General features: G+C 70.0%; 21 protein-coding genes and 6 pseudogenes. 7 read left to right on the forward strand and 20 right to left on the reverse strand.

Features of this window, described 5'->3' with window-relative positions; genetic code table 11:
- The first annotated feature begins 84 nt into the window (after positions 1-84).
- Both ABT114_RS26105 and ABT114_RS26110 read left to right on the forward strand, forming a co-directional pair.
- Positions 85-1,263, forward strand: a complete 1,179-nt coding sequence (locus ABT114_RS26105; RefSeq protein ID WP_351145298.1) for a HupE/UreJ family protein — start codon at positions 85-87, stop codon at positions 1,261-1,263.
- 735 nt (positions 1,264-1,998) lie between these two features.
- Positions 1,999-2,136, forward strand: coding sequence for a hypothetical protein (locus tag ABT114_RS26110; RefSeq protein WP_351145299.1), 138 nt, complete (start codon positions 1,999-2,001; stop codon positions 2,134-2,136).
- Between the two features lie 75 nt (positions 2,137-2,211).
- Here ABT114_RS26110 and ABT114_RS26115 read toward each other — a convergent pair whose 3' ends face one another.
- Entirely contained in the window at positions 2,212-2,694 is a 483-nt protein-coding gene (locus ABT114_RS26115; protein WP_351145300.1) for an SAM-dependent methyltransferase, read from the reverse strand.
- A gap of 267 nt (positions 2,695-2,961) precedes the next feature.
- Here ABT114_RS26115 and ABT114_RS50615 point away from each other — a divergent pair.
- Positions 2,962-3,067, forward strand: a pseudogene (locus ABT114_RS50615) (IS5/IS1182 family transposase); the annotation flags it as partial.
- A 151-nt stretch (positions 3,068-3,218) separates the two neighbouring features.
- Here ABT114_RS50615 and ABT114_RS26125 read toward each other — a convergent pair.
- Positions 3,219-4,646 (reverse strand): MFS transporter, encoded by a 1,428-nt coding sequence (locus ABT114_RS26125; RefSeq protein ID WP_351145301.1) that lies wholly within the window; start codon positions 4,644-4,646, stop codon positions 3,219-3,221.
- Positions 4,643-5,908, reverse strand: a complete 1,266-nt coding sequence (locus ABT114_RS26130; RefSeq protein WP_351145302.1) for a M20 metallopeptidase family protein — start codon at positions 5,906-5,908, stop codon at positions 4,643-4,645. Before ABT114_RS26130 ends, ABT114_RS26125 begins: the two co-directional genes overlap by 4 nt.
- A gap of 235 nt (positions 5,909-6,143) precedes the next feature.
- Here ABT114_RS26130 and ABT114_RS26135 point away from each other — a divergent pair, with 235 nt between their 5' ends.
- On the forward strand, positions 6,144-7,235 hold the full coding sequence (locus tag ABT114_RS26135) for an Lrp/AsnC family transcriptional regulator (RefSeq protein ID WP_351145303.1): 1,092 nt from the start codon (positions 6,144-6,146) through the stop codon (positions 7,233-7,235).
- A 39-nt stretch (positions 7,236-7,274) separates the two neighbouring features.
- On the opposite strand, the pseudogene ABT114_RS26140 reads toward ABT114_RS26135, so the two are convergent.
- Positions 7,275-7,652: pseudogene (locus ABT114_RS26140) on the reverse strand (transposase); the annotation flags it as partial.
- 41 nt (positions 7,653-7,693) lie between these two features.
- Between ABT114_RS26140 and ABT114_RS26145 the strand changes: the two are divergent.
- Positions 7,694-8,172 (forward strand): annotated as a pseudogene (locus tag ABT114_RS26145) (DUF899 family protein); the annotation flags it as partial.
- Between the two features lie 31 nt (positions 8,173-8,203).
- Here ABT114_RS26145 and ABT114_RS26150 read toward each other — a convergent pair.
- The gene (locus ABT114_RS26150) at positions 8,204-8,530 is read right to left on the reverse strand and encodes a hypothetical protein (protein ID WP_351145304.1); all 327 of its coding nucleotides are present in this window, start codon (positions 8,528-8,530) and stop codon (positions 8,204-8,206) included.
- 262 nt (positions 8,531-8,792) lie between these two features.
- The gene (locus tag ABT114_RS26155; RefSeq protein WP_351145305.1) at positions 8,793-9,401 is read right to left on the reverse strand and encodes a TetR/AcrR family transcriptional regulator; all 609 of its coding nucleotides are present in this window, start codon (positions 9,399-9,401) and stop codon (positions 8,793-8,795) included.
- A gap of 121 nt (positions 9,402-9,522) precedes the next feature.
- On the opposite strand from ABT114_RS26155, the gene ABT114_RS26160 reads away from it, so the two are divergent.
- Positions 9,523-10,293, forward strand: coding sequence for an SDR family NAD(P)-dependent oxidoreductase (locus ABT114_RS26160; protein ID WP_351145306.1), 771 nt, complete (start codon positions 9,523-9,525; stop codon positions 10,291-10,293).
- A 508-nt stretch (positions 10,294-10,801) separates the two neighbouring features.
- Here ABT114_RS26160 and ABT114_RS26165 read toward each other — a convergent pair.
- The 13 genes and pseudogenes from ABT114_RS26165 to ABT114_RS26235 all read right to left on the reverse strand — a co-directional run bounded on the left by ABT114_RS26165 (position 10,802) and on the right by ABT114_RS26235 (position 21,729).
- A complete protein-coding gene (locus ABT114_RS26165; protein ID WP_351145307.1) occupies positions 10,802-11,128 on the reverse strand; it encodes a hypothetical protein in 327 nt (108 codons plus the stop codon).
- Positions 11,129-11,517: 389 nt separating this feature from the next.
- Positions 11,518-13,281 carry an MOSC domain-containing protein gene (locus ABT114_RS26170; RefSeq protein ID WP_351145308.1) on the reverse strand — a complete coding sequence of 588 codons (1,764 nt, stop codon included), beginning with the start codon at positions 13,279-13,281 and terminating at the stop codon, positions 11,518-11,520.
- A 52-nt stretch (positions 13,282-13,333) separates the two neighbouring features.
- Entirely contained in the window at positions 13,334-14,203 is an 870-nt protein-coding gene (locus tag ABT114_RS26175; RefSeq protein WP_351145309.1) for a DUF427 domain-containing protein, read from the reverse strand.
- A gap of 18 nt (positions 14,204-14,221) precedes the next feature.
- Entirely contained in the window at positions 14,222-14,452 is a 231-nt protein-coding gene (locus tag ABT114_RS26180; RefSeq protein WP_351145530.1) for an SDR family oxidoreductase, read from the reverse strand.
- A gap of 13 nt (positions 14,453-14,465) precedes the next feature.
- Positions 14,466-14,975 (reverse strand): annotated as a pseudogene (locus ABT114_RS26185) (SDR family oxidoreductase); the annotation flags it as partial.
- Entirely contained in the window at positions 14,972-15,838 is an 867-nt protein-coding gene (locus tag ABT114_RS26190; protein ID WP_351145310.1) for an alpha/beta fold hydrolase, read from the reverse strand. The gene ABT114_RS26190 and the pseudogene ABT114_RS26185, both read right to left, overlap by 4 nt.
- 309 nt (positions 15,839-16,147) lie before the next feature.
- Positions 16,148-16,423: a dihydrofolate reductase family protein gene (locus tag ABT114_RS26195; protein ID WP_351145531.1), complete on the reverse strand. Its 276-nt coding sequence runs from the start codon at positions 16,421-16,423 to the stop codon at positions 16,148-16,150.
- 510 nt (positions 16,424-16,933) lie between these two features.
- Positions 16,934-18,211 (reverse strand): MFS transporter, encoded by a 1,278-nt coding sequence (locus ABT114_RS26205; RefSeq protein ID WP_351145311.1) that lies wholly within the window; start codon positions 18,209-18,211, stop codon positions 16,934-16,936.
- A gap of 512 nt (positions 18,212-18,723) precedes the next feature.
- Positions 18,724-19,113 (reverse strand): hypothetical protein, encoded by a 390-nt coding sequence (locus tag ABT114_RS26215; RefSeq protein ID WP_351145312.1) that lies wholly within the window; start codon positions 19,111-19,113, stop codon positions 18,724-18,726.
- 509 nt (positions 19,114-19,622) lie between these two features.
- Positions 19,623-19,777 (reverse strand): annotated as a pseudogene (locus tag ABT114_RS26220) (IS630 family transposase); the annotation flags it as partial.
- Between the two features lie 16 nt (positions 19,778-19,793).
- Positions 19,794-20,702: pseudogene (locus ABT114_RS26225) on the reverse strand (MFS transporter); the annotation flags it as partial.
- 22 nt (positions 20,703-20,724) lie between these two features.
- The gene (locus tag ABT114_RS26230; protein WP_351145313.1) at positions 20,725-21,462 is read right to left on the reverse strand and encodes a hypothetical protein; all 738 of its coding nucleotides are present in this window, start codon (positions 21,460-21,462) and stop codon (positions 20,725-20,727) included.
- A gap of 120 nt (positions 21,463-21,582) precedes the next feature.
- Entirely contained in the window at positions 21,583-21,729 is a 147-nt protein-coding gene (locus tag ABT114_RS26235) for a hypothetical protein (RefSeq protein WP_351145314.1), read from the reverse strand.
- Positions 21,730-21,974: 245 nt separating this feature from the next.
- On the opposite strand from ABT114_RS26235, the gene ABT114_RS26240 reads away from it, so the two are divergent.
- Complete coding sequence (locus tag ABT114_RS26240) at positions 21,975-22,118, forward strand: hypothetical protein (protein WP_351145315.1); 144 nt, start codon at positions 21,975-21,977, stop codon at positions 22,116-22,118.
- A gap of 115 nt (positions 22,119-22,233) precedes the next feature.
- Here the strand turns inward: ABT114_RS26240 and ABT114_RS26245 are convergent, their stop codons facing one another.
- Positions 22,234-22,995: an SDR family oxidoreductase gene (locus tag ABT114_RS26245; RefSeq protein ID WP_351145316.1), complete on the reverse strand. Its 762-nt coding sequence runs from the start codon at positions 22,993-22,995 to the stop codon at positions 22,234-22,236.
- Between the last annotated feature and the right edge of the window lie 55 nt (positions 22,996-23,050).

The raw sequence follows: 23,050 nt of genomic DNA on the forward strand, positions 1-23,050 counted from the left end.
GCCGCCCCGCACCCGCCCGGTCCGGGGCGGCGGGCCATGCCCTCCGTCCCTCCCTGATCACCAGACAGGAGAACCGAGCCCGCCATGCGTCCCACCGTCCCCGCGCCCGCTCCCCCGTTCCGGTCCGGCCGGCTGCGCGGCGCCCTGCTCACCGTCCTCGCCGCCGTGGCCGCGGTGCTCGGCGTCTGCCTCGTCCGGGCGGCCCCCGCCGCCGCGCACGACGCCACCTCGAACGCCTACGTCGAAGTCACCGGCAGCGCGACCCACCCCGAGGCCACCCTCGACCTCGAGTACGACCTGCTGATGAAGTCGGCCTGGCTGTACGCCGAGGCATACGACGCGAAGGGCCGCACCGAGCAGCTGCGTCAGCTCAAGCTGAACGCGGACGCGGTGTCCGAGTACGCCACCGGGCACTTCTCGATCGCCCGCGACGACGCTTCCTGTACCGCCCACACCGAGGGCGACGCGGACGTCCGCACCCGAGGCAAGCGTCCGTACGCCGTGATCACCCTCGCCTACACCTGCCCGGGCGGCGCCGATGGGCCGGTCACCATCAGCAGCGCACTGTTCCCGAGCGTCGAGAACTTCGTACACACCACGAAGACGATCGTGCACTACGACATCGACGGACAGCGAGGCTCCCAGATCCTCACCCCCACCGACCCCTCCGTGACCGCCGCCGCGGCGGACGGCCAGGAGACCCACCAGGTCTGGGAGTTCTTCCTCCTGGGCACCGAACACCTGCTGTTCGGCCTGGACCACATCCTCTTCCTGTTGTCGCTGCTCATCAGCGCCCGCGGTCTGCGCGACATCGTGCTCACCGCGACCACTTTCACCGCCGCACACAGCGTCACGTTCCTGCTGGCCGCGTGCGGCGTCGTCGACGTGCCCGCGGCGGTCGTGGAACCGCTGATCGCCGCGTCCATCGCCGTCGTCGCGATCGCGGGCTTCCTGCTGCGCGACCGCGAGGACAACGCGCGCTGGCGGCTGCCCACCGTCTTCGTCTTCGGCCTCGTACATGGCCTGGGCTTCGCGGGATCGCTCGGCATCGACGAAAGCTGGTCCGGGGAACTGCTGTTGTCGCTGCTCAGTTTCAACGTCGGTATCGAGGCGGTGCAGTTGGGCATCATCGCAGTGCTGTTCCCACTGCTGCTCGTGCTGCGTCGGTCCCCTGTCCACCGGTGGGTCCTGCCGGCGCTGACGGTGCCCGTCGTCGTCGTCAGCCTCTACTGGCTCTGGGACCGGGTGGCGGTCAGCGCCTGAGCTTGCCGTTCAATCCGTGACCTCGCACGGCGCCTCGCACACAGTCCCTCACCTGGGGATTCACCGGAGGTGAGGGTGGCCTCCGCCAGTCTGTTGGGGTGGGGAGCCGGGGTATTGAGGTTCCCCTTGCGCGGGAGGCGCTGATCAGCTGGCCGGGAGTCACCGGCAGTAGGTGGAGGAGGAGGAGGGGACGTGCAGTTCCCGGAGGACAGGCTCGTCCCCCAGGTGCGGATGGCGTCACCTGGGCCGGGTCGGGTCCGAGCTGCGCGGCGAAAGAAGCCGAGGCGGTCCGAAGCACCTCGTTCGCCGCTTGAGCTGCGCGTTCTCCTTACGCAGAGATGCGAGCTCCTCGGGGTCGGCGGTGGTCAGCCGGTCGTCGCGCTCGCCGGCATCGGCCTCGATCTGGCGGATCCAGGCCCGCACGCCTCTGGGTGGACCCCGGCGTCGACGGCCGGCCGCTTGGTCTGCGGCCTTGGCTCGGTAGTGCGGTACAGCCGCACCGCACGCTCACGCAACTCCAGCGGGTATTTGCTGGGGGCAGCTATGGTCACCGGTCCTCTCACGAGTTCCATCTGACCCACTGTCAACACCCTCAGCATCCCGGGGAGCCTCAGAGGGCGTTCAGCTCGTGGCCATGACTATCGGCTTCTCGGAGGTCATCACCGAGTACTGGGCCTGCGGATCGGTGTTCATTGCTCCGACCCATCCGTTGTAGAAGGGGTCGGCACGAAGTTCTTGGCCGGGAAGACCACCCGTACCGACCAGCAGCACCCTGAAGGGATCAGCACGGAGGACCTGGCCCGGGAGACAGAGCTGTCATCTGGGCAGATCGAACTCGGGATGATGTGGAAGAACCTCGACTTCCCGTGCTGACGCCAGCAGTTCGGTGAGGACGACGGACCGGAGTCCGCCGAGTGGAACCACCGTCAACTGGCGGCCGCCAGGTCGTCAGTAGTAGCGCTGCATGATGTCGGTTGCCCAGTCCGGCTGGGCGGTAGGGCCCTGCGGCCCGAACTCGTCCATGTAGGGCTTGATGTCGAGGACGGGGGTTCCATCAACGGCGTCCAGGCCCCGCACATGCACGTCAAGCCCGTCGACCCGCAGCAGACGGCATCGGGAGACGCCGAGGCGGTTGGGACGGTTCTTGCCACGCTGGGCGAAGATGCCGACCAGGGGCCACTCGGGGTTGCCGCGGGGTCGGCGGGCACCGGTCTCGATCCGGTCCACGGGAACACGGTCGAAGTGGTAGACGACCTCCAGGTGGGAGAAGGCATCGAGCCCGGCCAGCGCGTCCGGACCGAACTGCTCTCCGTCCAGCCGGATGACGGCCGTCTCCTCGCCCCACTCGTCGTCCCGGACCTCTGCGCGGCCGCCGACGACGTGGGCGACCGGGACCACGACCACTTGTTCGAGGGTGCTCTTCTCGGGCATGGATCACACCTTTTGGTTTGGAGACCGGGAGATCGTCGCCACCGTACCGGAGCCGTCCAACAGGCGCTGCGGTCAGGTGACTTGGGCACGACCGGCGGCATAGAGGGTGCCGTCGGAAATGCAGCTGCCCACCTCGCCGGCACTGGTCGACCTCCCTCCGCTGATCCACCCCCGGCAACCAGGTGACAGCCGGACAGGGGCGGACTCTCCCCGGGGTCTTCGGGGGCAGATCCGGCGCCTTTTTGGGCATGTCAGGTGGTGGGTTGCTCAGGCGTCACGGCCTGGCGCCGCCTGCGGGACGGGACCAAAGCCGGCGTCCGGTCTCGGCTGCACGTCGCCTTGCTCGCCGAGTTCCGAGCCGCTGGCCTGTTGGTGATGGACGACTGCGCCATCGACGGCTCGCACCTCCGCGCCCTCAAAGGGGGCTCCACACCGGCCCGTCGACCGTGGCCGTCCCGGCAGCAAGCACCGCCTGATCGGCTGCTCACTCCGGCCCCGCCGCCCGGTCCGCCGGGCCGGTCGGTTCAGTCGTTCTCGGTGCGACGGGCGATGCCCACTGTGGCCACCGCTGCGACCCCGGCCAGCGCGCAGAGCGCCCAGACCACGACGTAGCCGTTCTCGTCGGGGCTGGCCGAGGGACCGGTGGTGAACTCCGAGAGGAGCGCGGCCACCACGCCGCCGGTGACGGCACCGCCGACGGTCTTGACGTTGTTGTAGAGCGCCGAGGCCACCCCGGTGCGCGCCGGGTCGGTGGCCTCGACGATGACGGTGGGCATGGCGCCGAGCGCCGCGCCGATACCGGTGCCGGACACCAGTAGCGCCACCACGACCTGCCACACCGCCCCGTGGAAGCAGGCCAGCGCCGCGAAACCGGCCGTCATCAGGGCGAAGGCCGCCATGAGGGCGCGCCGGTAGCCGAGCCTGCGGGCGATCACCGCGGTGGCGCTGGAGGTGATCATCGCCGCCAGCGTCGCCGGCAGACTTACCAGGGCGATGCTCAGTGCGGGCAGAGCGAACCCGTAGCCGTCGGTGTCCGGGTCGGCCGCGAGGAACGTGGAGTTGGGGGCCTGGCTGCCGAAGTACATGACGCCGAAGAGGAACGACGTGAGGTAGAAGGGCGCCACCTGGCGCCCGCGCATCGCGCGCAGGTCCACCAGCGGGTCGTCGCTGCGCAGTTCGTGCCGGGCCCACACGGCGCCCGCGACCAGAGCGACGGCCACCGGGACCAGCACCCCGGCGGACAGACCGCCGTCCTCCTCCATGCGCGAGACGCCCACGAGGAGACACACCAGGGTGAGACCGAGAAGCACGGCGCCGGACCAGTCCAGGCGTCCGGCCGACTTCGGCACGCTCTCGGGGATGAAGAGGAAGCTCACCGGCACGCACAGCGCGGCGAGGGCGGCGGGCACGAGCAGCGCGAGCCGGATGTCCCCGACGGCCCTGGCGAGCGCCCCCATGACCACGGCGCCGAGCAGGGAGCCGAGCGTCAGCGCGCCGACCAGCCGCGCGATCGCCGAACGCGCCCGGTCCACCGGCAGCCGGTCGCGGACCAGCGCGATCTCCAGCGGCAGCAGCGCGACCAGGGCGCCCTGGAGCACGCGCCCGACGAGCAGCGCCGGGTAGCCCGGAGCCAGGGCCACGAGCAGGGTGCCGACGGCGACGGCGGCCAGCGCGATGCGCAGCATCCGTCGGTGACCGTGCAGATCGCCCAGGCTCCCGAAGACCGGGACGAGCACGGCACCCGACAGCAGCTGCACGGAGACGACCCAGTTGAGGGCGGAGTCGCTGACGCCGTGGTACTCGCCCAGCTCGGGCAGCAGCGGCATCACGCCGGTCTGGAGGAATCCGCTGGTCAGCTCGAAGAGCACGAGCAGCCCGACCACGGCGGCGACGGAGGCGGGGGCGTCCTGCCCGGGTGCTGCGCGGCCGGGACCGACTGCGGTGTTCGTCATGCGTCGCTCCGTGCGGTGTGTGGACGGGACGGGACGGCGGTCCCCTCCCCCGGGGCGGGTGCGGTGTCGGCGTACCGGTCGAGGGCCCCGGTGGCGAGCCGCGCGAGCAGGGCGGCCTGCGCCGGCAGAACCGCGTCGTCGAAGGCGGCCTGCGGGGAGTGGTTGACCGGGGCGGTGGCCGGGTCGGTGCCGGGCGGGCAGGCGCCGACGGCGACGAACGCGCCGGGCACCTCGTGGAGCACGAACGAGAAGTCCTCCGAGCCGGACACGGGTGTGGGCGCCTCGACGACCGCGTGCGGGCCGAACAGCTCACGCGCGGTCTCCAGCGCGAACTCCGCCTCCTGCGCGGGGTTGACGGTGGGCGGGTACTGGCGGCGGTAAGCTACGTCGACGTCCACGCCGTGGGCCAGGGCGATGCCCTTCAGCGTGCGCTCCACGAGCGCCTGCGCCGCCAGCCGGCCGGCCTCGCTGTACGTGCGAACCGTCGCACGGAACTCGGCCTGGTCCGGGATGACGTTGCGGGCCTCGCCCGCGTGCAGCGCGCCGACCGTGACCACGGCCGGGTCGTTGACGTCGATCTCGCGGGCGATCCGTGTCTGGAGCGCGGTGACCATCTCGCAGGCCGCGACGAGCGGGTCGCGCGTCAGGTGTGGCATGGAGCCGTGTCCGCCGCGGCCGGTGACCACAGCGTCGAACGCGTCGCTTGCGGCGAGGAAGGTGCCGGCGCGCGTGGCGGCCATGCCGCTCGGCAGCTGCGTGGAGAACACGTGCAGCCCGTACGCCGCGGCCACACGACGGCCCGCCGCGTCGAGCACGCCCTCCTCGATCATGATCCGGGCGCCGCCGTCGCCCTCCTCGCCGGGCTGGAACATCAGGACCACGTCCCCGGCCAGCTCCTCGCGGCGGGAGGCGAGCAGGCGCGCGGCACCGACGAGCCCGGCGGTGTGCAGGTCGTGGCCGCAGGCGTGCATGACACCGGGCACCCGGGAGGCGTACGGCAGGCCGGTGTCCTCGGTGACGGGCAGCGCGTCCATGTCGGCACGCAGCAGCACGGCGGGGCCCGGCCGGCCGCCCCGCAGGACCGCGGTGACCGAACTGAGGCGCTCGCCGGTGGTGATCTCCATCGGGAGACCGGCCAGGGCGTCGAGCACCTTCTGCTGGGTGCGGGGCAGGTGCAGGCCGAGCTCGGGCTCACGGTGGAGGCTGCGGCGCAGCTCGGTGAGGTCGTCGGCCAGGGAGAGGGCGTCGTCGTGCGTGAACATGGCGGGTATGGTGCACGGGGAGCCATCAGAACCATCCATGGCGCTGGGATCACGCATTCAGAAATGTTTTGGTGCAGGTATTCGCCACTCGGTGGCGGGCGGCACGCGAGTCGCCCGCGAGTGGTCGGCGCGTACGGGCGTGCGGTGGCCGGTCCGTACGCCGTCCGGGCCGGAGGTACCGGCACCAGGGGCGGCGCCGTGCCCGCTGTCCGGGGAGACAGGAGAAAGAAACGCCATGGCCGACGCCGTGCTCGACGAGGTCGACTACCTGCTGATCACCGCATTGCAGCACGCGCCGCGCGCCGACTGGCGGAAGGTGGGCGCATTCGTCGGGGTGGACGCGACCACGGCCGCGCGGCGCTGGGCGCGCCTGACGGGCGAGGGTCTCGCATGGCTGTCCTGCCACCCCTCCCCCGCCGTCATGGGCGACCTGGTGGTCGCGTTCATCGAGATCGACTGCGTACGGGGCCGACTGCACGAGGTGTGCGAGCAACTCGCCGACGACGCACCGCTGTTCAACATCGAGCACGCGACCGGCGCCCGGGATCTGCTGCTGACGGTGGTGCTGCGCAGCCGCGCCCATCTCGCGCGGTACGTCGGTTTCCGGCTGGACGGCCTGGAGGGGGTGGCCGCCACCCGGACACAGGTCGCCACCGCGCTGCACACCGAGGGCAGCCGGTGGCGGCTCGACCGGCTGCACGGCGTGCCACAGGGCACCTCCCGGCAGCCGGAGCGCGCGCCTGCGCCGGCGGCTGCGCTCGGCGAGGCGGACCGTGAGCTGATCATGCTGCTCGCACGGGACGTACGGCAGAGCGTGGACCGGCTGGCACGCGGCAGCGGGCTGAGCTCGACGACCGTCCGGCGCCGGCTGGCCCGGCTGGACGCAGCGCGGGCCATCTCCTACCGGTGCGAAGCCGCCCGCTCCGTCTCGGGCTGGCCGGTGAGCGCGACACTGTGGGGGACGGTGCCGGCCGCGGACACGACCCGGGTGGTGGCGCAGTTGTCGGGGATGCGGGAGACCCGGCTGTGCGCGTCGCTGTCCGGCCCGTGCAACCTTATGACGACGGTGTGGCTACGGTCGGTCGACGACGTCCAGCCGTTCGAGGCGTCGCTGGTCCAGCGCATCCCCGGACTGGAGGTCAAGGACCGTTCCCTGACACTGTGGCAACTCAAGCACGCGGGGCAGGTGCTCGACCCGGACGGCCGGCTGCTTCGGTCGGTGCCGCTGTCGGACCGGTGGGACGACAGCGACGCGGGCGCCGCCGAGGCAGCGCTGCTGGAACGGCTGCGCACCCCGCGCCGGCAGGATACGCAACCACGCACCTGAGAGGGCATTCGATTTAGGTAGATAGCCCTGTATGCCCTCGTAGCTTCCTCGCCAGGTGGATGTGATCTCGCCTGTTCTGCGCTTGGCGAGGTTGTCGATGGAGGCGATGTGGATCATGGTCTCGGAACTGGCGGAGAGGGTCTCGTAGTCGCGTGCCAGGCCTCGGCGCAGCATGAGCCGGCCGAGACTGCGCTCTACTACCCAACGCCTTTTGACAACCTGGAACCCGCGGATGTCGGAGTTTCTGTTGACGACTTCTACGTCGATTCCGAGGCGGGCGCCGTGCTCGACGGCGGCGTTCTTGAGGCCGGTGTCGACCCAGGTTGTGGATACGGTCGGGTAGGTGTTCTTGACGTGGGTGAGCAGTCGTATTCCCACGGCGTTCCCCGAGAGGCTTGCGGCGGTGACGGCGAGGGCCTCGTTGAGGTGTGAGCGGCGCTCGGACACCGCCGAGACGCTGCACCACCACGGCCTGGCACCTGCAGGACGCTGTCTACCTCAACGCCCGCGGCGTCTCGTTCGCCATCCTGACCACGGGCCGGTGGGACGAGGTGGCCTCCTACGTCGAGTTCATGGGCTACACCCAGCCCTGGTACTCGGTGCGCGACGTGGACACGCCGGTCGGCGGCCGCATGGGTTACCTCACTTGTTTCCTGCGCGACAGCGACCGCGTGTTCCTCACCTACTCCACGACGGGCCGTGGCAACGAGCGGGTCAACGGGTCCCTCGGCCTGCTCGACATGACGCCCTACGGCCGCGGCGAGGCGTGGGGGACAACCCCGAGGGCTGGCCCGAGGGGCGCAGCCCATGCCGGTCCTGGCGCTCGGACGCGGACGGGAAAGCCGCCTGGGGCCCGACCAGCCGCCCCGTGCCGCAGTGGAGCCGCCTCGGCGCGACCCCCGTGGAGACCCTCGGCCGGCTCGGCCACCACCACTGACGCGCCTTCGTCGACGGCGTCGGCAAAGGTGTTACGTGCCGGGCGGAACCTGCGGACGATGCGACGACCCCCGCGCGCTCGGTCGGTGGGCGGCATCCAGCTGGGCGAGTTTGTCCTGGGCTCCGGCCAGGCTGACCTCGAGTCCTTCCAACTCGACGAGCCAGCCTTCGCGTTCGGCCTCGACGACGCGGGCCAGGAGGTTGTCGCGAATCTCGACCAGTCGGCCACGCTGGTCGGGATCGGGGCAGAGCATGGAGCAGCGGATGCAGGCGTGTTCGTGGATGCAGGAGGTGTTGAACGCGCGGGCGCAGATGCCGACGGAGAGCTTGCGGCGCTCGAAGTGGCCGAGGAAGGCCACTCCTCTGAGGTGGGGCGCGGTAATCCTCGCTGGGGCGCAGCGCCCGGCGCCGGGCGCTGAACGCGCGGTGGGCCTCAATGACCTCGGCCGGGTAGATCGCGTTGTGGCCCACGGTGGTGTCGATGTCGGCGTGTCCGGCGATGACCTGCGCGGTTGCCATGATCCGAGGGCCGCTGCCGTGTAAGGCATCGTGGTGAGGCATGACCGAGTCTTCGTCCACGGCGTTGGCCGGCATTCTCGGCAGAACGCAGATGTCGGCGGCTCAGATCGCAGCGGAAGTGGCGTTGCGCAGCGTCATGATCCCCTCGTCGAGCGCCGCGTGGAGATGGGTGGAGAGACCGGTCGACAACAGGATCGACACCCCGCCCTGTACTCCCGCCAACAGCGCCGCTGCGGTTCGGTCGGCGTCAAGCGAGACAGGTACGTGTCCGCCGGACTGCATAGCCCGGATCCCCGTCGCCAGGTGCTCCTGCCACTGGCGCAGCAACTCGACCACGATCGCCCGCGCCCCCGGCGTGCGCCTGCCGACCTGCAGGAAAAGCGAACCGAGTGGGCACTGATCGCCCTGTGCTTCGTAGCGCTCAATGACCGTGTCACGCCATCGATACCAGGCATCCCACGAGTCCAGGCACCCAAGATAGGGCTGCTGGTCGTCGAGCACCTGGTCGGCCTCGAACTGCGCGACCGCCAGTAGCAGTGCGTCCTTGCCGCCGGGGAAGTAGTGGAACAACTGGCTCTTGCTCGTGCGCGTGTGGGCCAGGATGTCGTCCAGCGTCGCCATCGCGACGCCTTTCTCCCGCAGCACCGTGGCAGCCCCCTGGATGATCCGGCCACGCGTCGCTTGCCCCTTGGCGGTCAACGATCCACGCATCCCGCACTCCTCCCGTTGGACTACTCAGTCCAACTTAGCAAGATTGGACTTGCGGGTCCATTTTTCCGGAGTCACTATCGACCCCCAGAAGCCCTGCGGAGAATTTGGAGCACTGCGCATCATGAGCAACCGCCTACAGAACAAAACAGCCCTGGTCACCGGCGCCACCAGCAACATCGGCCGCGCGATCGCCCTGGCCCTCGCCGCTGAAGGAGCACACGTCGCGGTGTCCGGCCGCAGCCGGGAGCGTGGAGAGGAAGTCGTCTCCGCGATCCGCACCGCAGGCGGCAAGGCGGACTTTCTGCCCTCAGATCTCAACGGCAGTGCGACCGCCTCCCGCGCCCTCGCCGACGAAGCCTCCCGCGCCCTGGGCGGCCGCATCGACATCCTGGTCAACAACGCCGGCATCTACCCGAGCCCTTCCACGCCCGACACCGACGAAGAGACGTTCGACCGGATTTACGCGGTCAACGTCAAAGCGCCGTTCTTCCTGACCGCCGCGGTGGCCCCCGCGATGATCGAAGCGGGCGGCGGCACGGTGATCAACCTGGGCTCATGGATCGCCCGGCTCGGCATCCCGATCGGCGCCGTCTACGGTTCCTCCAAGGGAGCGATGGAAGCCCTCACCCGCGCCTGGGCAGCCGAGTTCGGCCCCCGCGGCATCCGCGTCAACGCCATCTCCCCCGGCGTGGTCCACACACCGAACCCGGCCGAGACCAGAGTCCACCCCGGCGACGTCATGATGAAGGGCACCCCGGCCGGCAGCTTCGGGCTTCCGGACTCGATCGCCCAAGCAGCGGTCTATCTCGCCTCCGACGAGGCGAACTTCGTACACGGCACCGTCCTCGACGTCGACGGTGGACGCACCGGCGTCGCCGTCATCGCCCAATAGCGCCGAACTCGAAGCTCGCGCCGCCCTCCGGGTCGTGCCGAGAGCGCAGGCCATGCATTCGAGTTGCACCTCGCACAACGGGAGTGATCACGATGCGTGCCCAGAGGCCCTGAGTTGATCTTGAAGTCGCCCCTGATGGGGCGTGGAGCTCGCCCGAGGAAACGGCACGACCACGAGACAGATGCCCATGGCCACAGACGTGAGACAACACGAGGAGCGGGCAGGCCACGGCGACGGGTCATGGCACAGAAGTCGAGAACCAGCACCACACCCCAGGACCCGCCGGCTTCCGCAGCAGCGCTGCACGTCGGCCTACGGCCGCCCAGCTGCCGGCATCGCCTGGAACCCGGCGCCCAAGGACTCCTCCGGTCAGCTACCCGACCACAGTGCGCCATCGCGGCTGTGACCTCCAGCGACAGGTGGCCAGATGCTGGGGAAAGCTCGCTGGTGAGCGGGCCGTACGCAAGGGTGGTTGGCCAGTCTGCTCAGTGATACCTGGCCATTTCGGTCACCGCTCCACGCTCCGGCGGCGCATCGGCGGGCGATCGACGATTTCGATATACATGATCCGGTTGTCCACGACGTCCAGGACCAGCGTGCCCTTCGAGGGCAGAAGCGGCACGCACCGATGGCCTACGCCAAACGGCTGTCCCGGCGGATGATCTTCCGTCCAGATGCTCTGGCAGAAGTCATCGCCGCAGCCGCACTCGCCAACCAGACGAACATCCCGCACGCTGACGGCCAGCTCGCTTTCCCCCTCCTCCTGCAGGAGAGTGGCCACCTCGGCAATGAGATCCGGGAAGACGTCGCGAACGAGGGGCTGGTCATGCTCCATGGGGGGACGGTAGCCGGAATGGCCAACTGGCGCTGCGCATGGCCACCTATCGCTGCGGAGTCGTACCACCTATGGCCTCCAGCGACCAGGCACCTGCCGGGCCGGTGGGTGGGCGCGGGCTCACCGTCGCGGGATTGCACGGTGGTGTGGCAGACGGCGGGTGGCCCAGTGGGCCGCCGCGCGCGCCGTCCGGACTGCGGCATGCCGGATCAGGCCGACGGTGCCCGCCTTGTTCGGTGGCCGGGGACGTAGATGGGCGGTGTCGGGCCGACGGCCGAAGTGACGGCGCCTAAATCCGTCCGGCCGGTGTGGCAAGGACGGAGCCGTCTGCCTGCCGCCGTCGGTTCTTGCCGGCTGCGAAGGTGGCGTAGTCACGGCGATTGCCGTTCTTACATGTCCAGGACGATGTCGCTGTCGGGCTGGGCGCAGCAGATGAGCACCTCGCCATCGGGTGGGAGCTCCAGCGGGGCCGGGGAGTAGGTGATGCCGCCGGACAGGATGCGGGTGGCGCAGGTGTGACAGACGCCGGTGCGACAGCTCCAGCGGGTCGGGACGTCGCAGGCGTCGGCGAGTTCGAGGACGCTGCGCTTGCCGTCGGGGAACGGCGCGGAAATGCCGCTGCGGGCGAAGGTCACCTGCGGGCCGGTGCCGGGCGGCCCTGGCGGCCGGTGGGGTGGCCGGGTGGACTGCCCGCTGAGGCCGGGGTTGATGGATGGCAGGGCTCCGAACAACTCGGTGTGGATGCGGGCCGGGGCGATGCCGGCCGTTGTGAGGGCGTGCTGCATGTCCGCCATGAAGGAGGCAGGTCCGCAGACGTAGGCGGTCGCGTCGGCCGGGAGGGACAGCGCGATCAGCTTGTCCTTGGTCAGGCGCCCGTCGGCGGCGTGGGCGCGGCGCCGTTCCTCGGGTGTGGCCGCGCTGTAGAACACGTGCTCATGGGCGTGCGGCAGTGAGGTGAGCAGGGCGTGCGCCTCGGCGGCCAGTGGATGTTCTTGCGGGCTGCGGGCGCCGTGGATCCACCAGACCTCGCGGTCGCTGCCCCCGGCGGCGAGCTCGTGCAGCATCGACAGCACCGGTGTGAGGCCGATCCCAGCGGAGACCAGGAGAACCGGGCCGGTGCCCTTGGCGAGGACGAACTCGCCGCGGGCCGCTGCGACTTCGAGGACCGCGCCCGGCCGCAGCCTCGTGGTCAGGAAGCCGCTCGCGGTACCGTGCGGCTCGTGTTTGACGCTGATCCGGTAGTTACCGGTATCGGGCGCAGAGGACAGTGAGTAGCTGCGCACCGGGGCCGGTTGGGCGGCGCCGGGGATCCGCAGCGTCAGGTACTGGCCCGCGCGTGCGGCCGGGAGCCGGGTCCCGTCCGGGGCGGCCAGGTGGATCGAGGAGACCGTCGTGTTCTCGGGGACCACCTCGGCCACCCGCAGCGCGCGGAAGCCGTCCCAGGCCGGGCCGGTGGACGCGGGCGCGGGCGCGGGCGCGGGCGCGGGCGCGGCGGAAGTGTCCGAACTGTCTGCGGCATCGAGCAGTTCACGGAACGAGTCCTGCCAGCCGGGGCTCAGGGCGGGAATCTGCATCGCCAGGCGCAGCTTGGCGAGGTCACGGCCGGGGAGGTAGAGCAGCGCGTCGGTGTCGGCCACGCTCAGCCTGCCAGGCCCGGTTCGGGTCTTCTCGATCTGGTCGCCGGCCTGGATGTGTCCCTCCTGGATGGCCCGCATGTAGAAGCCGGGGCGGTGGTGGCTGACCAGCAGTGCGGGCAACTCGGGTTCTCCGAGGCGCAGGCCGACGCGGTAGCAGGTGACCCGGGGCTGGGTGACTTCGAACTCGGCCTCGCCGATGCGGTAGCGGTCGCCGATGCAGACCTCGTCGTCGGGCAGGCCGTCGACGGTGAGGTTCTCCCCGAACTGGCCGTAGCCGAAGTCGTCGCGTCCGAAGTGCTGCTGCCAGTGCTGGTAGGACTGGATCTGATAGACCAGCACGGCCCGCTGCTCGCCGCCATGGCCGTTGGTGTCCCCCTGGCCGTCGCCGTCGATGTTGAGCCGGCGGACCATCGCCGGGCCGTGTACCGGGTACTTCCACACGCCGGTGTAGACGTTTCTGCCCTGCCAGGACACATCTTTCGGCATGCCGACGTTCACTGACAGCAAGATCGGCATCGGTTGCTCCCTCCCCCGGCACCGGCTGTTTCTGCGGGTACGGCGGTGCCGGTCACGGCTGCCTGACAGCGGTCGTTTCGTCGAGCGTGAGGTTGCGGTCGGCACCGTGCGAGACCACGGACTGGCCGGGCTCCAGGCTCAGTCGTACGCCGTCAAGATGCACCTCGATCTCGTCCGGCTCGAACGACACCAGCCCGGAGATGCGCCGTACCTCGGTCCAGGCATCCTCGTAGGACCACGCCGCGCGACGGGCGCCGGCGATGTCGTAGTAGCTGGCCAGGCCCTTGTACGGACAGAACGTCTGACCCTCGACCGGGGTCAGAGCGGATTCTTCGACGTCGTCGCGCGGGACGTACCAGCGGGGCGCGAACCCGGACTCGTACAGGACCAGCGGGCGGGTGGTGTCGGCGACAACCCCGTCGCCGCTGCGGACGAGCAAGTGGCGGCTGGTCTGGCGGATGTCGATGCGGTGGTAGCTGTCGGCGGCGTGGCCGACGATCCGCTCGTCCTCTTCGTAGAAGGCGTCCATCGCCCGCCAGGCGAAGGCGACCCGTTCCTTCAGGTCCCTGGCGTGGTCGGGCAGGTCGGTGTGCTGCCAGGCAGCGCGCTGTTTGCTCTGCGTCCCCGCGCGGACGGTGTACCAGGACGTCGGCCCGAGGTCACGGTGCCGGGTGGTGTGCTCGCCCGGCTGCAGGACGCCGGTGGTGATGTCGCCGAGCGGGAAGTAGGCCACCGGATAGCGGCCGGGCTCGTGCAGCAGGATCACGTCCTCGCTGTCGGCGATCCATGTGTCGCCGAACCGGACGCGCATGCGTCGGCGCAGTGGTTCGGCAAACAGCATCCTGGCGGGCAGCGGCTCCGGGACCAGGAACCGGCCGACCGCGCCCGGGGCGAGCGGTCCTTGCTGCCAGGAAAGGCCCATCGTTCCGTTCCTTTCGGCTCAGTCCGGTCCATGGCGGCTCGGAGGTGGAGCGAGGTCGGGTGAGAGGCTCACCGCCGTCGGTCGCAGCGTTGCGCCGGTCAGGAAGGTGCTGGTCATGGCGAACAGGACGGCATTGGCGATGTCGCTGGCGGTGCCGATCCGGCGTGCGGGGCTGCGGGCGCTGTTGTCGGCGCAGTGGTCCGCCCAGCCCTGCTCTCCCAGGGCGTCCCAGGCGCCGGTGTCGACCACCCCGGGAGATGGCGTCGACCCGGATCGGGGCCAGTTCCAGGGCGGGGGAGCGGGCCAGGATGTCGGCGGCGCCGTCGGTGATGGCCACGGCCAGGGTGCCGACCTCGATCTTTGCCGCGGCGACGCCGGAGAAGAGGGTGAGCGATGCGGTCTCGCTGATGCGGGGAGCCAGGCGCTTGGCCAGCATGAGCGGGCCGATCACCTTGGCGTCGAACGAGACCCTGACCGCGTCCCGGTCCAGGTCGGCGAGGCGGCCGCGAGCACGTGCCGAAGCGGTGGACACCGCACGGTCGACGCTGTCGAGTCGATTACCGAGGGCGGCGATGGTGGCTTCGGCGGTCAGGTCGACGGTCTCGGTGGTGATGTCGGGCTCTCCGGCGTAGGCGTCGGCGAGGGCGTACTGGTCACGGCCCGCCGCGATGACGCGGGCTCCCGCGTTCCGGGCGGCGAGGACGACCGCGCGGGCGATCCCGCCGCCCCACCCGATGACCAGCACGGTCTCGTCCTTGAGGGGTCCGATCATGGCAGTGCCCTGTCGAGGAAGCCTCGGATGCAGCCCGCGGCGGCGTCGAGATGGCTTTCGAGGAGGAAATGGCCGCCGTCGAGCAGGTAGATCTCGGCTCCGGGCGCGTCATCGGCGAAGGCGAGCGCACCTTCGGGGCGGAAGATCTCGTCGTTGCGGCCCCAGACGGCCAGCAGCGGGACCCGGCTGTCACGCAGGTAGGCGTGCAACTTCGGGTACAGCGGGAGGTTCCGGGCGTAGTCCGCGAACAGCCGCAGCTGCACCAGATCGTTCCCGGGCCGGGACAGCAGGGCGAAGTCGTGATACCAGGTGTCGGGGCTGACCAGGCTCTCATCCGCCACGCCGTGCAGGTACTGCCACCGGGTGACCTCCAGAGCCAGCGCCTGGCGCAGCGCCGCCTCGGTCTGCGGGCTCTGGTCCTGCCAGTACGCGCGTAGCGGCTTCCAGAACTCCTCCGCGAACCCCACCTCGTAGCCGTTGCCGTTCTGGCTGATGATCGCCGTGACCGCGCCCGGGTCCGCCAGGGCGAGCCGCCAACCCACGGGGGCACCGTAGTCCTGGACGTACAGGGCGAATCGCGTGACCTCGAGCTGCGCCAGCAGCTCCGCGGTCAGGTCGGCCAGCGCGTCGAAGGTGTAGCCGAACTCATCCACGGGCGGCGCGTCGGACAAGCCGAAGCCCAGGTGGTCAGGGGCGATCACGTGATAGCGGTCGGCCAGCAGGGGAATCAGGTTCCGGAACATGAACGAGCTGGTGGGGAAGCCGTGCAGCAGCACCACTGTGGGTGCCCCGGATGGCCCCGCTTCCTGGTAGAACAGCCGCTGTCCACGCACGGTGGCGTAGCGGTGGTGGATGGTCGTCATGGCTAGTCCCTTCGCTACCCGTGCCATGCCTTCAGCCTGCGGCCGCCGGGCAGTGGCCGCATCCGCCACTGGCTGGCCGGCACCGCCAGTGCGCCGGCCGAGGGGGATAACGCGGTGCCGTGCATGCGTCCGCGGATCCGCCGGGGTGGAGACGCGCGGCGGGGCTGACGGGTCACCGCGTCGAGTGCGGGGCGCTCGACCAACTGATCGGGGCCGTCCGCGCTGGTGAAAGCCGGGCACTGGTGGTGCAGGCGAAGCAGGTGTGGGCAAGACCGCGCTGCCGGAGTACCTGGCCGTGCAAGCGCTGGGCTACCGTGTGGCGTGCGCCCCGGCGTCCAGTCGGAGAAACTCCTCGCCCATGTCGTACATCACCCTGCCCATGACCACCGCTCCGGTGGCATCGAACCACTCGCGCATCAGCTCAGAGTCGCGATCGTCCTCCCCTCCGGTCATGCCCTGGCGCTGGCGCCAGCTCGCCAGGTTGTGGATCCACTCGAAGAGCGGCTCGGCGCCGTCGCCTCCCGGGTTGTCAATGGCGCCGTTGGTGCCGGCGACGGACCCCGACGTCCTCGCCGCCCAGTGCAACGAACACGCCCGCATCCGCAGTGAGAGAGGTATCCGCTGGGGCGTACTCCCCCTCACAACCGCAGCCTGAGCAACTCTGGCGCTGGCGCTGCTCGGTCTCGGACGGCCACGCCCGTGGCGGGTGGCGTGCTTGACGGCCTGCTCGTTCTGGTGCGATGCCCCGTTGCCCGGCAGCCGTTGTCCGGATCGGCGGTCGGGCACATTGCAGGCTCGTCTTCGCCACCGAAGAGGCAAGTATCCACCGTGCAGCCGCCGGCAAAGAAGGTCAGCGACAGCACGCTGCCGTGCGTGGCCGTCTCGTCAGCCGCGTTGAATTCGCCGGTTTCGCGGGGTCGTTGAACATCCAACGGCCGTCGTGCGCCGCGGAGGCGTGATCGCCGCGTTCTTTATCGAGTCCGCTCGAATGCACCCCCGGCAGCCCGGCTGGAGAGCCTGGCGTGACCAGCGGCCACCGCTGATCCGTGGGTGTCCTCAGACCCCCAGGATCACCGGTGGCCGCAGCCCAGGGACCTAACTGGCCATGTCCGTGGTCTCGACCGCGGTCGTGGCCGTGTGGTGCGAGTGTGCGCCTGCCGGCGGTGCCTGTCGCACGGCCCGGTTGGCCGTGGTGAGGATGGCCAAGGTGAGCAGCCACGCGCCGCAGAGCCAGACCAGGGGCTTGGCCCCCAGTGTGGTGATCAGCACACCGCCTGCGAGCGTGCCGACCGACAAGGCTCCGGTGGTGAGCGTCGAGACCGCGCTCGTCGCCCGGCCCCGCAACCCGTCGGGGGTGATGGCCAGTTGGTGAGTGGTCATGGCCACCGCGTACACCGGAGCGATCAGCGACTCGGCGGCGGCGACCGCTGCCAGCAGCAGCGGGTTGGGGGCGAGGGCATACAGCGGGAACATCAGCGCCTCCAACCACAACATCACCACGGCGATCCGTCCGAGCGGGAAGCGACGCGTGGCCCTGTCCGAGACCAGCGCCCCCGCCATCGCGCCCACCGCCGCGCCGCTGAAGATGACGCCGATCCACAACGGGGAGGCGCCGAGCTGCCGGGCGAGGGTGATGATCAACAGGTACCCGGCGCCGTAGCGCACCTTGTCAGCGGCCGATACCAGAGTGAGGAAGCGGATGACCGGCTGGCGCCAGAGCCAGCCGAGCCCCTCACGAATCTCGGTGGTGAGCCGGGCCCTCGTCCGCGCTGCCTGCCCGTCCATCTGGAACCGGGCGCGCATCAGGCGCAGTGACGCCGCGGACGCCGCAAAGGAGACCGCGTTGACGGCGAACGGCACGCCCCGTCCGAGAGCGTAGAGCACACCGGCGAGTGAGGCCCCGAAGATACCCACCGCACTGGCGGCGGACTGCGAGTAGCCGAGCGCAGTGGACAGTTGTCGCGGACCGACCACGTTGGGCAGCGCCGCAGTGTTCGCCACCTGGAAGAGAGTGGTCAGGACCCCGGCGAGCACGGCTGTCGCGTACAGCTGGGGCAGGGTGAGCCTGTTCAGCCACAGCGCGACGGCGACGCCGGCAGTGAGCACGGTCCGGCCGAGCTCGCACCAGATCATGGTGGCCTTACGGTCCCACCGGTCGACGAGGGCACCGGCGATCAGCCCGAACGCCAAGAAGGCAAGGGTGCCAAGGCCGAGTACGAACCCGGCTTGGGTAGCCGACCCGGTGAGGGCCAGCACGATCAGTGGCAGGGCCATGAACTGCGCCTGGTCACCGATGGCAGAGACCAGCTGGCCGCTCAGCAGCAGCGAGAAGTCCCGGTTCCGGAACAGGCCGGGACCGCGAAGAGTATTCACTGAAGTTACGCTCCGTAATAGCTCAAGGACACAAGGGTGACGTCGAAGCTGGTGTCCGAGCTAAGAAACGCGGAGCGTAGTAGACATGCGCGGACCGTACCTAGGGCATGGGCCGGACTGCAATCGGTTTTGTCGAGACAGCCGTTGCCGGTGATCCGGTTGTCGGCGTTCGTCTTCTTCCCCACGGGCAGGTCGCGGGTCCAGCGGAAGTGGACACGGCCGACCTTGGGGATGTTGCCATGCCCCAGCGGCACGTCTTGAGGACCGCCTGCGCGGGCGGGACGCCGAGCCAGTCGATCTCCTTGCGGGCCTGTCGGATCGCCACGTCGGCGGCGGCCAGTGACCGGCGTTCCCTGGGGAGCATCGTCCGCCCGCGTCCGGCACTGCCGGCTGCCGGTTTTCGGTGGCCGGCCGGTGCCTGCGCAGGCTGGCTGGACGGGCCGGGCGTCGGGCAGGGTGAGCGGTGTGGCGGCCGGAGACGGCGCGAGTTGTGACAGCACCGCCGGCTCTGCTCAACCGTGCGGGGACCGGCGCCGGACGTGGCGCTGTCGCACCACAACGATCCACCCGATCACCGGCAGCATCACCAGCCAGGCCGCCACCACCCCCACAGGCCCTCCCCACCCGACGCCTACGAGACAGGCCGGCCATGCCGCCAGCGCCGCACCGACCGTGGCCTTGCCCAACGGGACCAGGGAAGCGGGCAAGCCGCGCTCAGCGGCACGGCGCGCTCCCAGCAGCGCGCAGCCGCCGGCCCCCAGCAGGTACGTTCCGCAGGCCAGCGACTCCAGCGCCAGAGCACTGGCGGTATCCGGGTCACCAACGGGGTTGTCGTTGGTCTCCTGAGTAAGGCCGCCCCGGCTGACTGCGGTCGCATAGTGCCGCCACACGGTGACACTCACCTGGTCGCCCGGGTGCAACCGCTTCAGCAGTGGGCCCGCGGAACCCATATCAAGTGAACCGGACGCCGGAGCGGGACCCGACAACTCGAGCCGGTACGTCTCCTCTCGCCCAGAGCTCTGAATCACCGTCCCCGTCACGGTGGCCCGTACGGCGTGCAGACAATCCGCCCGGTCCGCGTTGGCTCCGGCCGCCAGGCACGGGACGGCCGAGAGAAAACCCCGTTCCTCCGTTACCGCCCCGGGCAGGGCAACGAAACGACCCACCGCCCACAGCATTGCGACAGCGCCCAGAAGCACCGCGCATAGCCCCCATGCACGATGCCACCATGGCCGACGCCGGAGGCCATCCGGGCGCGGCGGACCGTACCGGGGCAGCGGGCGCGAGACGGACCGGGGCAAGAACACCAGCGCACCGTACAGCCAACCCGCTGGAGACATCGACGCCATGTCCAGAAGCCGCCAGCCGCAGAGGCAGTCTCTTTCTCGGCTCCGGCCAGACCGAGTCCACGGCCTGATGACCTGATGTCGTCGACCACCCCCTCGGCGACCAGAAGTCGGCCGACCTGGCCAGGCTCCAGGTCGAGAACGGCAGGCCGTGCTCGGCCGGCTTGGACCTGGCGATCTTCTTGATCTCGCACCGCTCGGGCAGTGTGAATGTCGTCTTCGTCGTCCCTCGATGGTCAACGGAACGTTCGCATGCGCCACTTGAGCACCTCGTTGCTTCGATCAGCCGCGATCACACCGCGCAGGGGGAACGCGACGAGCAGCGCGACCAGGACGAGGAGGCCGCTTGCCCAGAGCGGGCCAAGGTCCCCGGCTTCGGTGCGGAGAGTACTCGCGGCGACGAGGGGTCCCAAGGCGGCGCCGACGTTGAGTGCGGCGGGCGCGTACGAGCCGGCCATGATGGGGGCTCCTGCAGCCTCGTAGAGGACCCGCGTGATCAGCGTGCTGCCCAGCATGAACGACAACGCGCCCTGCACGAACACGAGGCCGAGCAGAGCGACCGGCTTCTCGGCCAGCACCGCCAGGGCCGGCCAGCCGAGGAGCAGCAGCGGACCACCGGCTGCGACCACCAGGCCGGGGCGCTGGTCGGACACACGTCCGGCGATGGTGACACCGACAAAGGAACCGACACCGAAGAGCACCAGAACGACTGAGATCCACATCTGGCTCAGCCCGGCGGTGTCGGTCACGACGGGGGCGAGAAAGGTGAAGCTTGCGAAGGTGGCCGCGTTCACCAGCGCGCCAAGCAGCATGACCAGGATCAACCGTGGACTTTTGAGCTGCGCGAGCTCTGCTCGCGAGGCCGGGCCGCCAGTCGTGTCGTGCTCCACAGGTCGCGCTGGGATTCCCTTGAGGATGCCGATCGCTGCGAGCAGGCAGAGAGCGGTGACAGCCCAGAACGTGGCCCGCCACCCGAGGAACGTGCCGAGTACCGATCCCCCTGGGACCCCGGCGATCGTCGCCACCGTCGTGCCTGACAGCAGCACGGCCAACGCACGTCCCTTCTGGTCGGGAGAGACCAGCGTGGCGGCAGTCGTCAAAGCTACGGCGAGAAATCCTGCGTTCGCGAGGGCGGCGACGATCTTCCCGCAGTCAGGCGGTGTTTCTTCAATCGGCGATATCGGAGATCACTGAGACAACCCCTGGACGTGTCGCCCGCCGCTCCAAACGCCAGCGCCGCCAGGCGAGCACAAAACCAACTCCGGCTATCAGAGCGGGAGCAGCCAACTCCATGGACAGTGAGGCCACCCAGTCAGGGTTCATCTGCCGCGTCAAGCCGCTGGTGTACTGACAGGTCGCCTGGGGTGGAAAGAAGCTGTACTCCAGCGTCCGTGGCGTATTGGTTCCCCAGTCCGCTCCCGCAGAGCAGACCGACGACGGCCCTGTGAACAGTCTCCACCCGGCCAACGCGTAGAACATGAGGAACACAGAGCCGGCCACGAAGAATGCCGCCCCCGTGCGACGCAGCTTCTCAGCCCTGGACATCGGCACTACCAGGTCGCTACCAAGGCGCGGTTCGAGACACTCCGCGATCAGCGCCGCGAGCAGGCAGAGGACCAGGGCCGACAAGCTGACCCAGAGCAGCGCGCTGAGGACTCCCGAACCTCCGACAGAGGAGACCTCTCCCCGCTCGAACTCACAGATGGTGGCCGGCGGAAACGCCTGATCCCGTACCCGCAGGAGTCGGCCCGGCCCCTGCGTCAGCCCGTGCATGCACCGCTCGTCAAACTCGAGCATGCCGAACAGAGCGAGCCCCGAGCCAAGCACCACAGCACTGAACGAGATTCCTGCCGCGGCCCACAGGCCGCCTGTCCGGTAGCCGCCGTGCGTACGTGCGTTTGACATCCGCGCACAGTAACCGACCGCAAGGCCATTCCTTACGCGATCGGAGGGACCCGACGGGCTGGAGGCCGCGTTCACGGTCAGCGTGCTCGCCAACCACCTGTTCGTACATCTGCTCCAGCATCACTTCGCCACTCCCGCCCGGATCGTGATCACCGTCAGCAACACCCACTTCGGCGACTTCAGGCACAACATGGGCAGGGTGCCGGGCCCGGCCTGCACCTTCCCGGACACCCTCGCCCGCACCGGCGCCTTCGCCAGGCCGGGCACCCCGCCGGGCGCACCGCGTACTCGACGAGCAAACCGGCCGCGATCTACCTGGTCCACGAGTACGCGAGCCGCCTGCCGGCCGGGATCGACGCCGTCATCTACAACCCGGGGTTCGCGCCCGGCACCGGTCTCGCCCGCAACGCCGACCCGGTCTCCCGGTCCGCGATGCGGCGCGTCCTGCCACTGATGGCCCTCCCCCCTTCGCCACCAGCCGCGACGCCGCGGGCCGCCACCTCGCTGACATCGTGCTCGGCACGACCCCGGCGCCGACCGGTTATGTCGAGCGCGACCGCGTGGACCGCTCGTCGGACGAGTCCTACGACCCGCGGCGCGAAGCCGAACTCCAGGAGGCCGCCGAGCGGTTCACCGCGCACGCCGCCGATTCGTAGAGCTCCACCGGAGCCTTCTTGCCGTACCGGCGGCAGGACCTGATGCCCGGGCACAGGGCTACGGGCCCTGCCGCGGTGGAAGCGGCAGGGCCCGTACGGTGTGGCGGGCGGGGTGTCAGCTCTGGCGGCTGGGGAGCATGGCCAGCGCCTGGGCGCGCTGCGCGACGAGGTCGTCGTAGGTGCCGTCGCGCTCGGCCCACCGGTGCACGAGGACACCCTTCACGAGGACTTCGCGGGGAGTGGGCTCCTGCGACAGCAGGTCCATGACCTCGGCGGCGAAGTCGGCGAGCGGCAGCGCGTGCGGGTTCACCTTCTCCTGACCCGCCGTGGCGACGGCCGGGGGAACGAGCTCGACGACGTCGACACCGGTGCCGTCGAGTTGCGCGCGCAGGGCCTCGGAGTAGGCGTGCACCGCCGCCTTCGAGGCCGCGTAGGTGGGCATGGGCGGGAACGGCAGGAAGGCGATGCCGGAGGTGACGGTGACGAAGGTGCCGGCGCCGCGCCCGACCAGATGCGGGGTGAAGGCGTCGACGACCCGGATGGTGCCGACCAGGTTGGTGTCGATCGTCGTCTGCGCCGCCTCGAAGTGCGCGGGATCGCGCAGGTCCTCCAGCAGCATGACACCGGACATGGTCACCACCGTGTCCAGCTCGGGATGCTGTGCGAGCACAGTGTCACGGGTGGATGCGACGGAGTCGTGGTCCGTGACGTCGACGCTGAACGTGCCGAAACCCTCCCCGGCGAGTTCCGCGAGCGCCTCCGGGCTGCGACCGGCAACGGCCACGGTGCTGCCGGCGGCGGCGAACCGCCTGGCCAGCTCCCGCCCGATGCCCGAGGTCCCGCCGACGATGAGAACGGTGCGGTTGGAGAGATCCATGAGATCTTCCCTTCGTTTCAATGTGCCGACGGTGTGAACCACGGCGCAGACAGTG

Origin of the sequence: Streptomyces sp. NPDC002088 (genome assembly GCF_040296605.1) — a bacterium.
GTDB lineage: Bacteria > Actinomycetota > Actinomycetes > Streptomycetales > Streptomycetaceae > Streptomyces.

Coding starts and splice junctions, on each gene's coding strand:
- ABT114_RS26170 (WP_351145308.1), bottom strand. CDS start 13,281: ATGCCGATCTTGCTGTCAGTGAACGTCGGCATGCCGAAAGATGTGTCC.
- ABT114_RS26125 (WP_351145301.1), bottom strand. CDS start 4,646: ATGACGAACACCGCAGTCGGTCCCGGCCGCGCAGCACCCGGGCAGGAC.
- ABT114_RS26130 (WP_351145302.1), bottom strand. CDS start 5,908: ATGTTCACGCACGACGACGCCCTCTCCCTGGCCGACGACCTCACCGAG.
- ABT114_RS26230 (WP_351145313.1), bottom strand. CDS start 21,462: ATGTCAAACGCACGTACGCACGGCGGCTACCGGACAGGCGGCCTGTGG.
- ABT114_RS26105 (WP_351145298.1), top strand. CDS start 85: ATGCGTCCCACCGTCCCCGCGCCCGCTCCCCCGTTCCGGTCCGGCCGG.
- ABT114_RS26155 (WP_351145305.1), bottom strand. CDS start 9,401: ATGCGTGGATCGTTGACCGCCAAGGGGCAAGCGACGCGTGGCCGGATC.
- ABT114_RS26190 (WP_351145310.1), bottom strand. CDS start 15,838: ATGACGACCATCCACCACCGCTACGCCACCGTGCGTGGACAGCGGCTG.
- ABT114_RS26165 (WP_351145307.1), bottom strand. CDS start 11,128: ATGGAGCATGACCAGCCCCTCGTTCGCGACGTCTTCCCGGATCTCATT.
- ABT114_RS26135 (WP_351145303.1), top strand. CDS start 6,144: ATGGCCGACGCCGTGCTCGACGAGGTCGACTACCTGCTGATCACCGCA.
- ABT114_RS26175 (WP_351145309.1), bottom strand. CDS start 14,203: ATGGGCCTTTCCTGGCAGCAAGGACCGCTCGCCCCGGGCGCGGTCGGC.
- ABT114_RS26245 (WP_351145316.1), bottom strand. CDS start 22,995: ATGGATCTCTCCAACCGCACCGTTCTCATCGTCGGCGGGACCTCGGGC.
- ABT114_RS26160 (WP_351145306.1), top strand. CDS start 9,523: ATGAGCAACCGCCTACAGAACAAAACAGCCCTGGTCACCGGCGCCACC.
- ABT114_RS26115 (WP_351145300.1), bottom strand. CDS start 2,694: ATGCCCGAGAAGAGCACCCTCGAACAAGTGGTCGTGGTCCCGGTCGCC.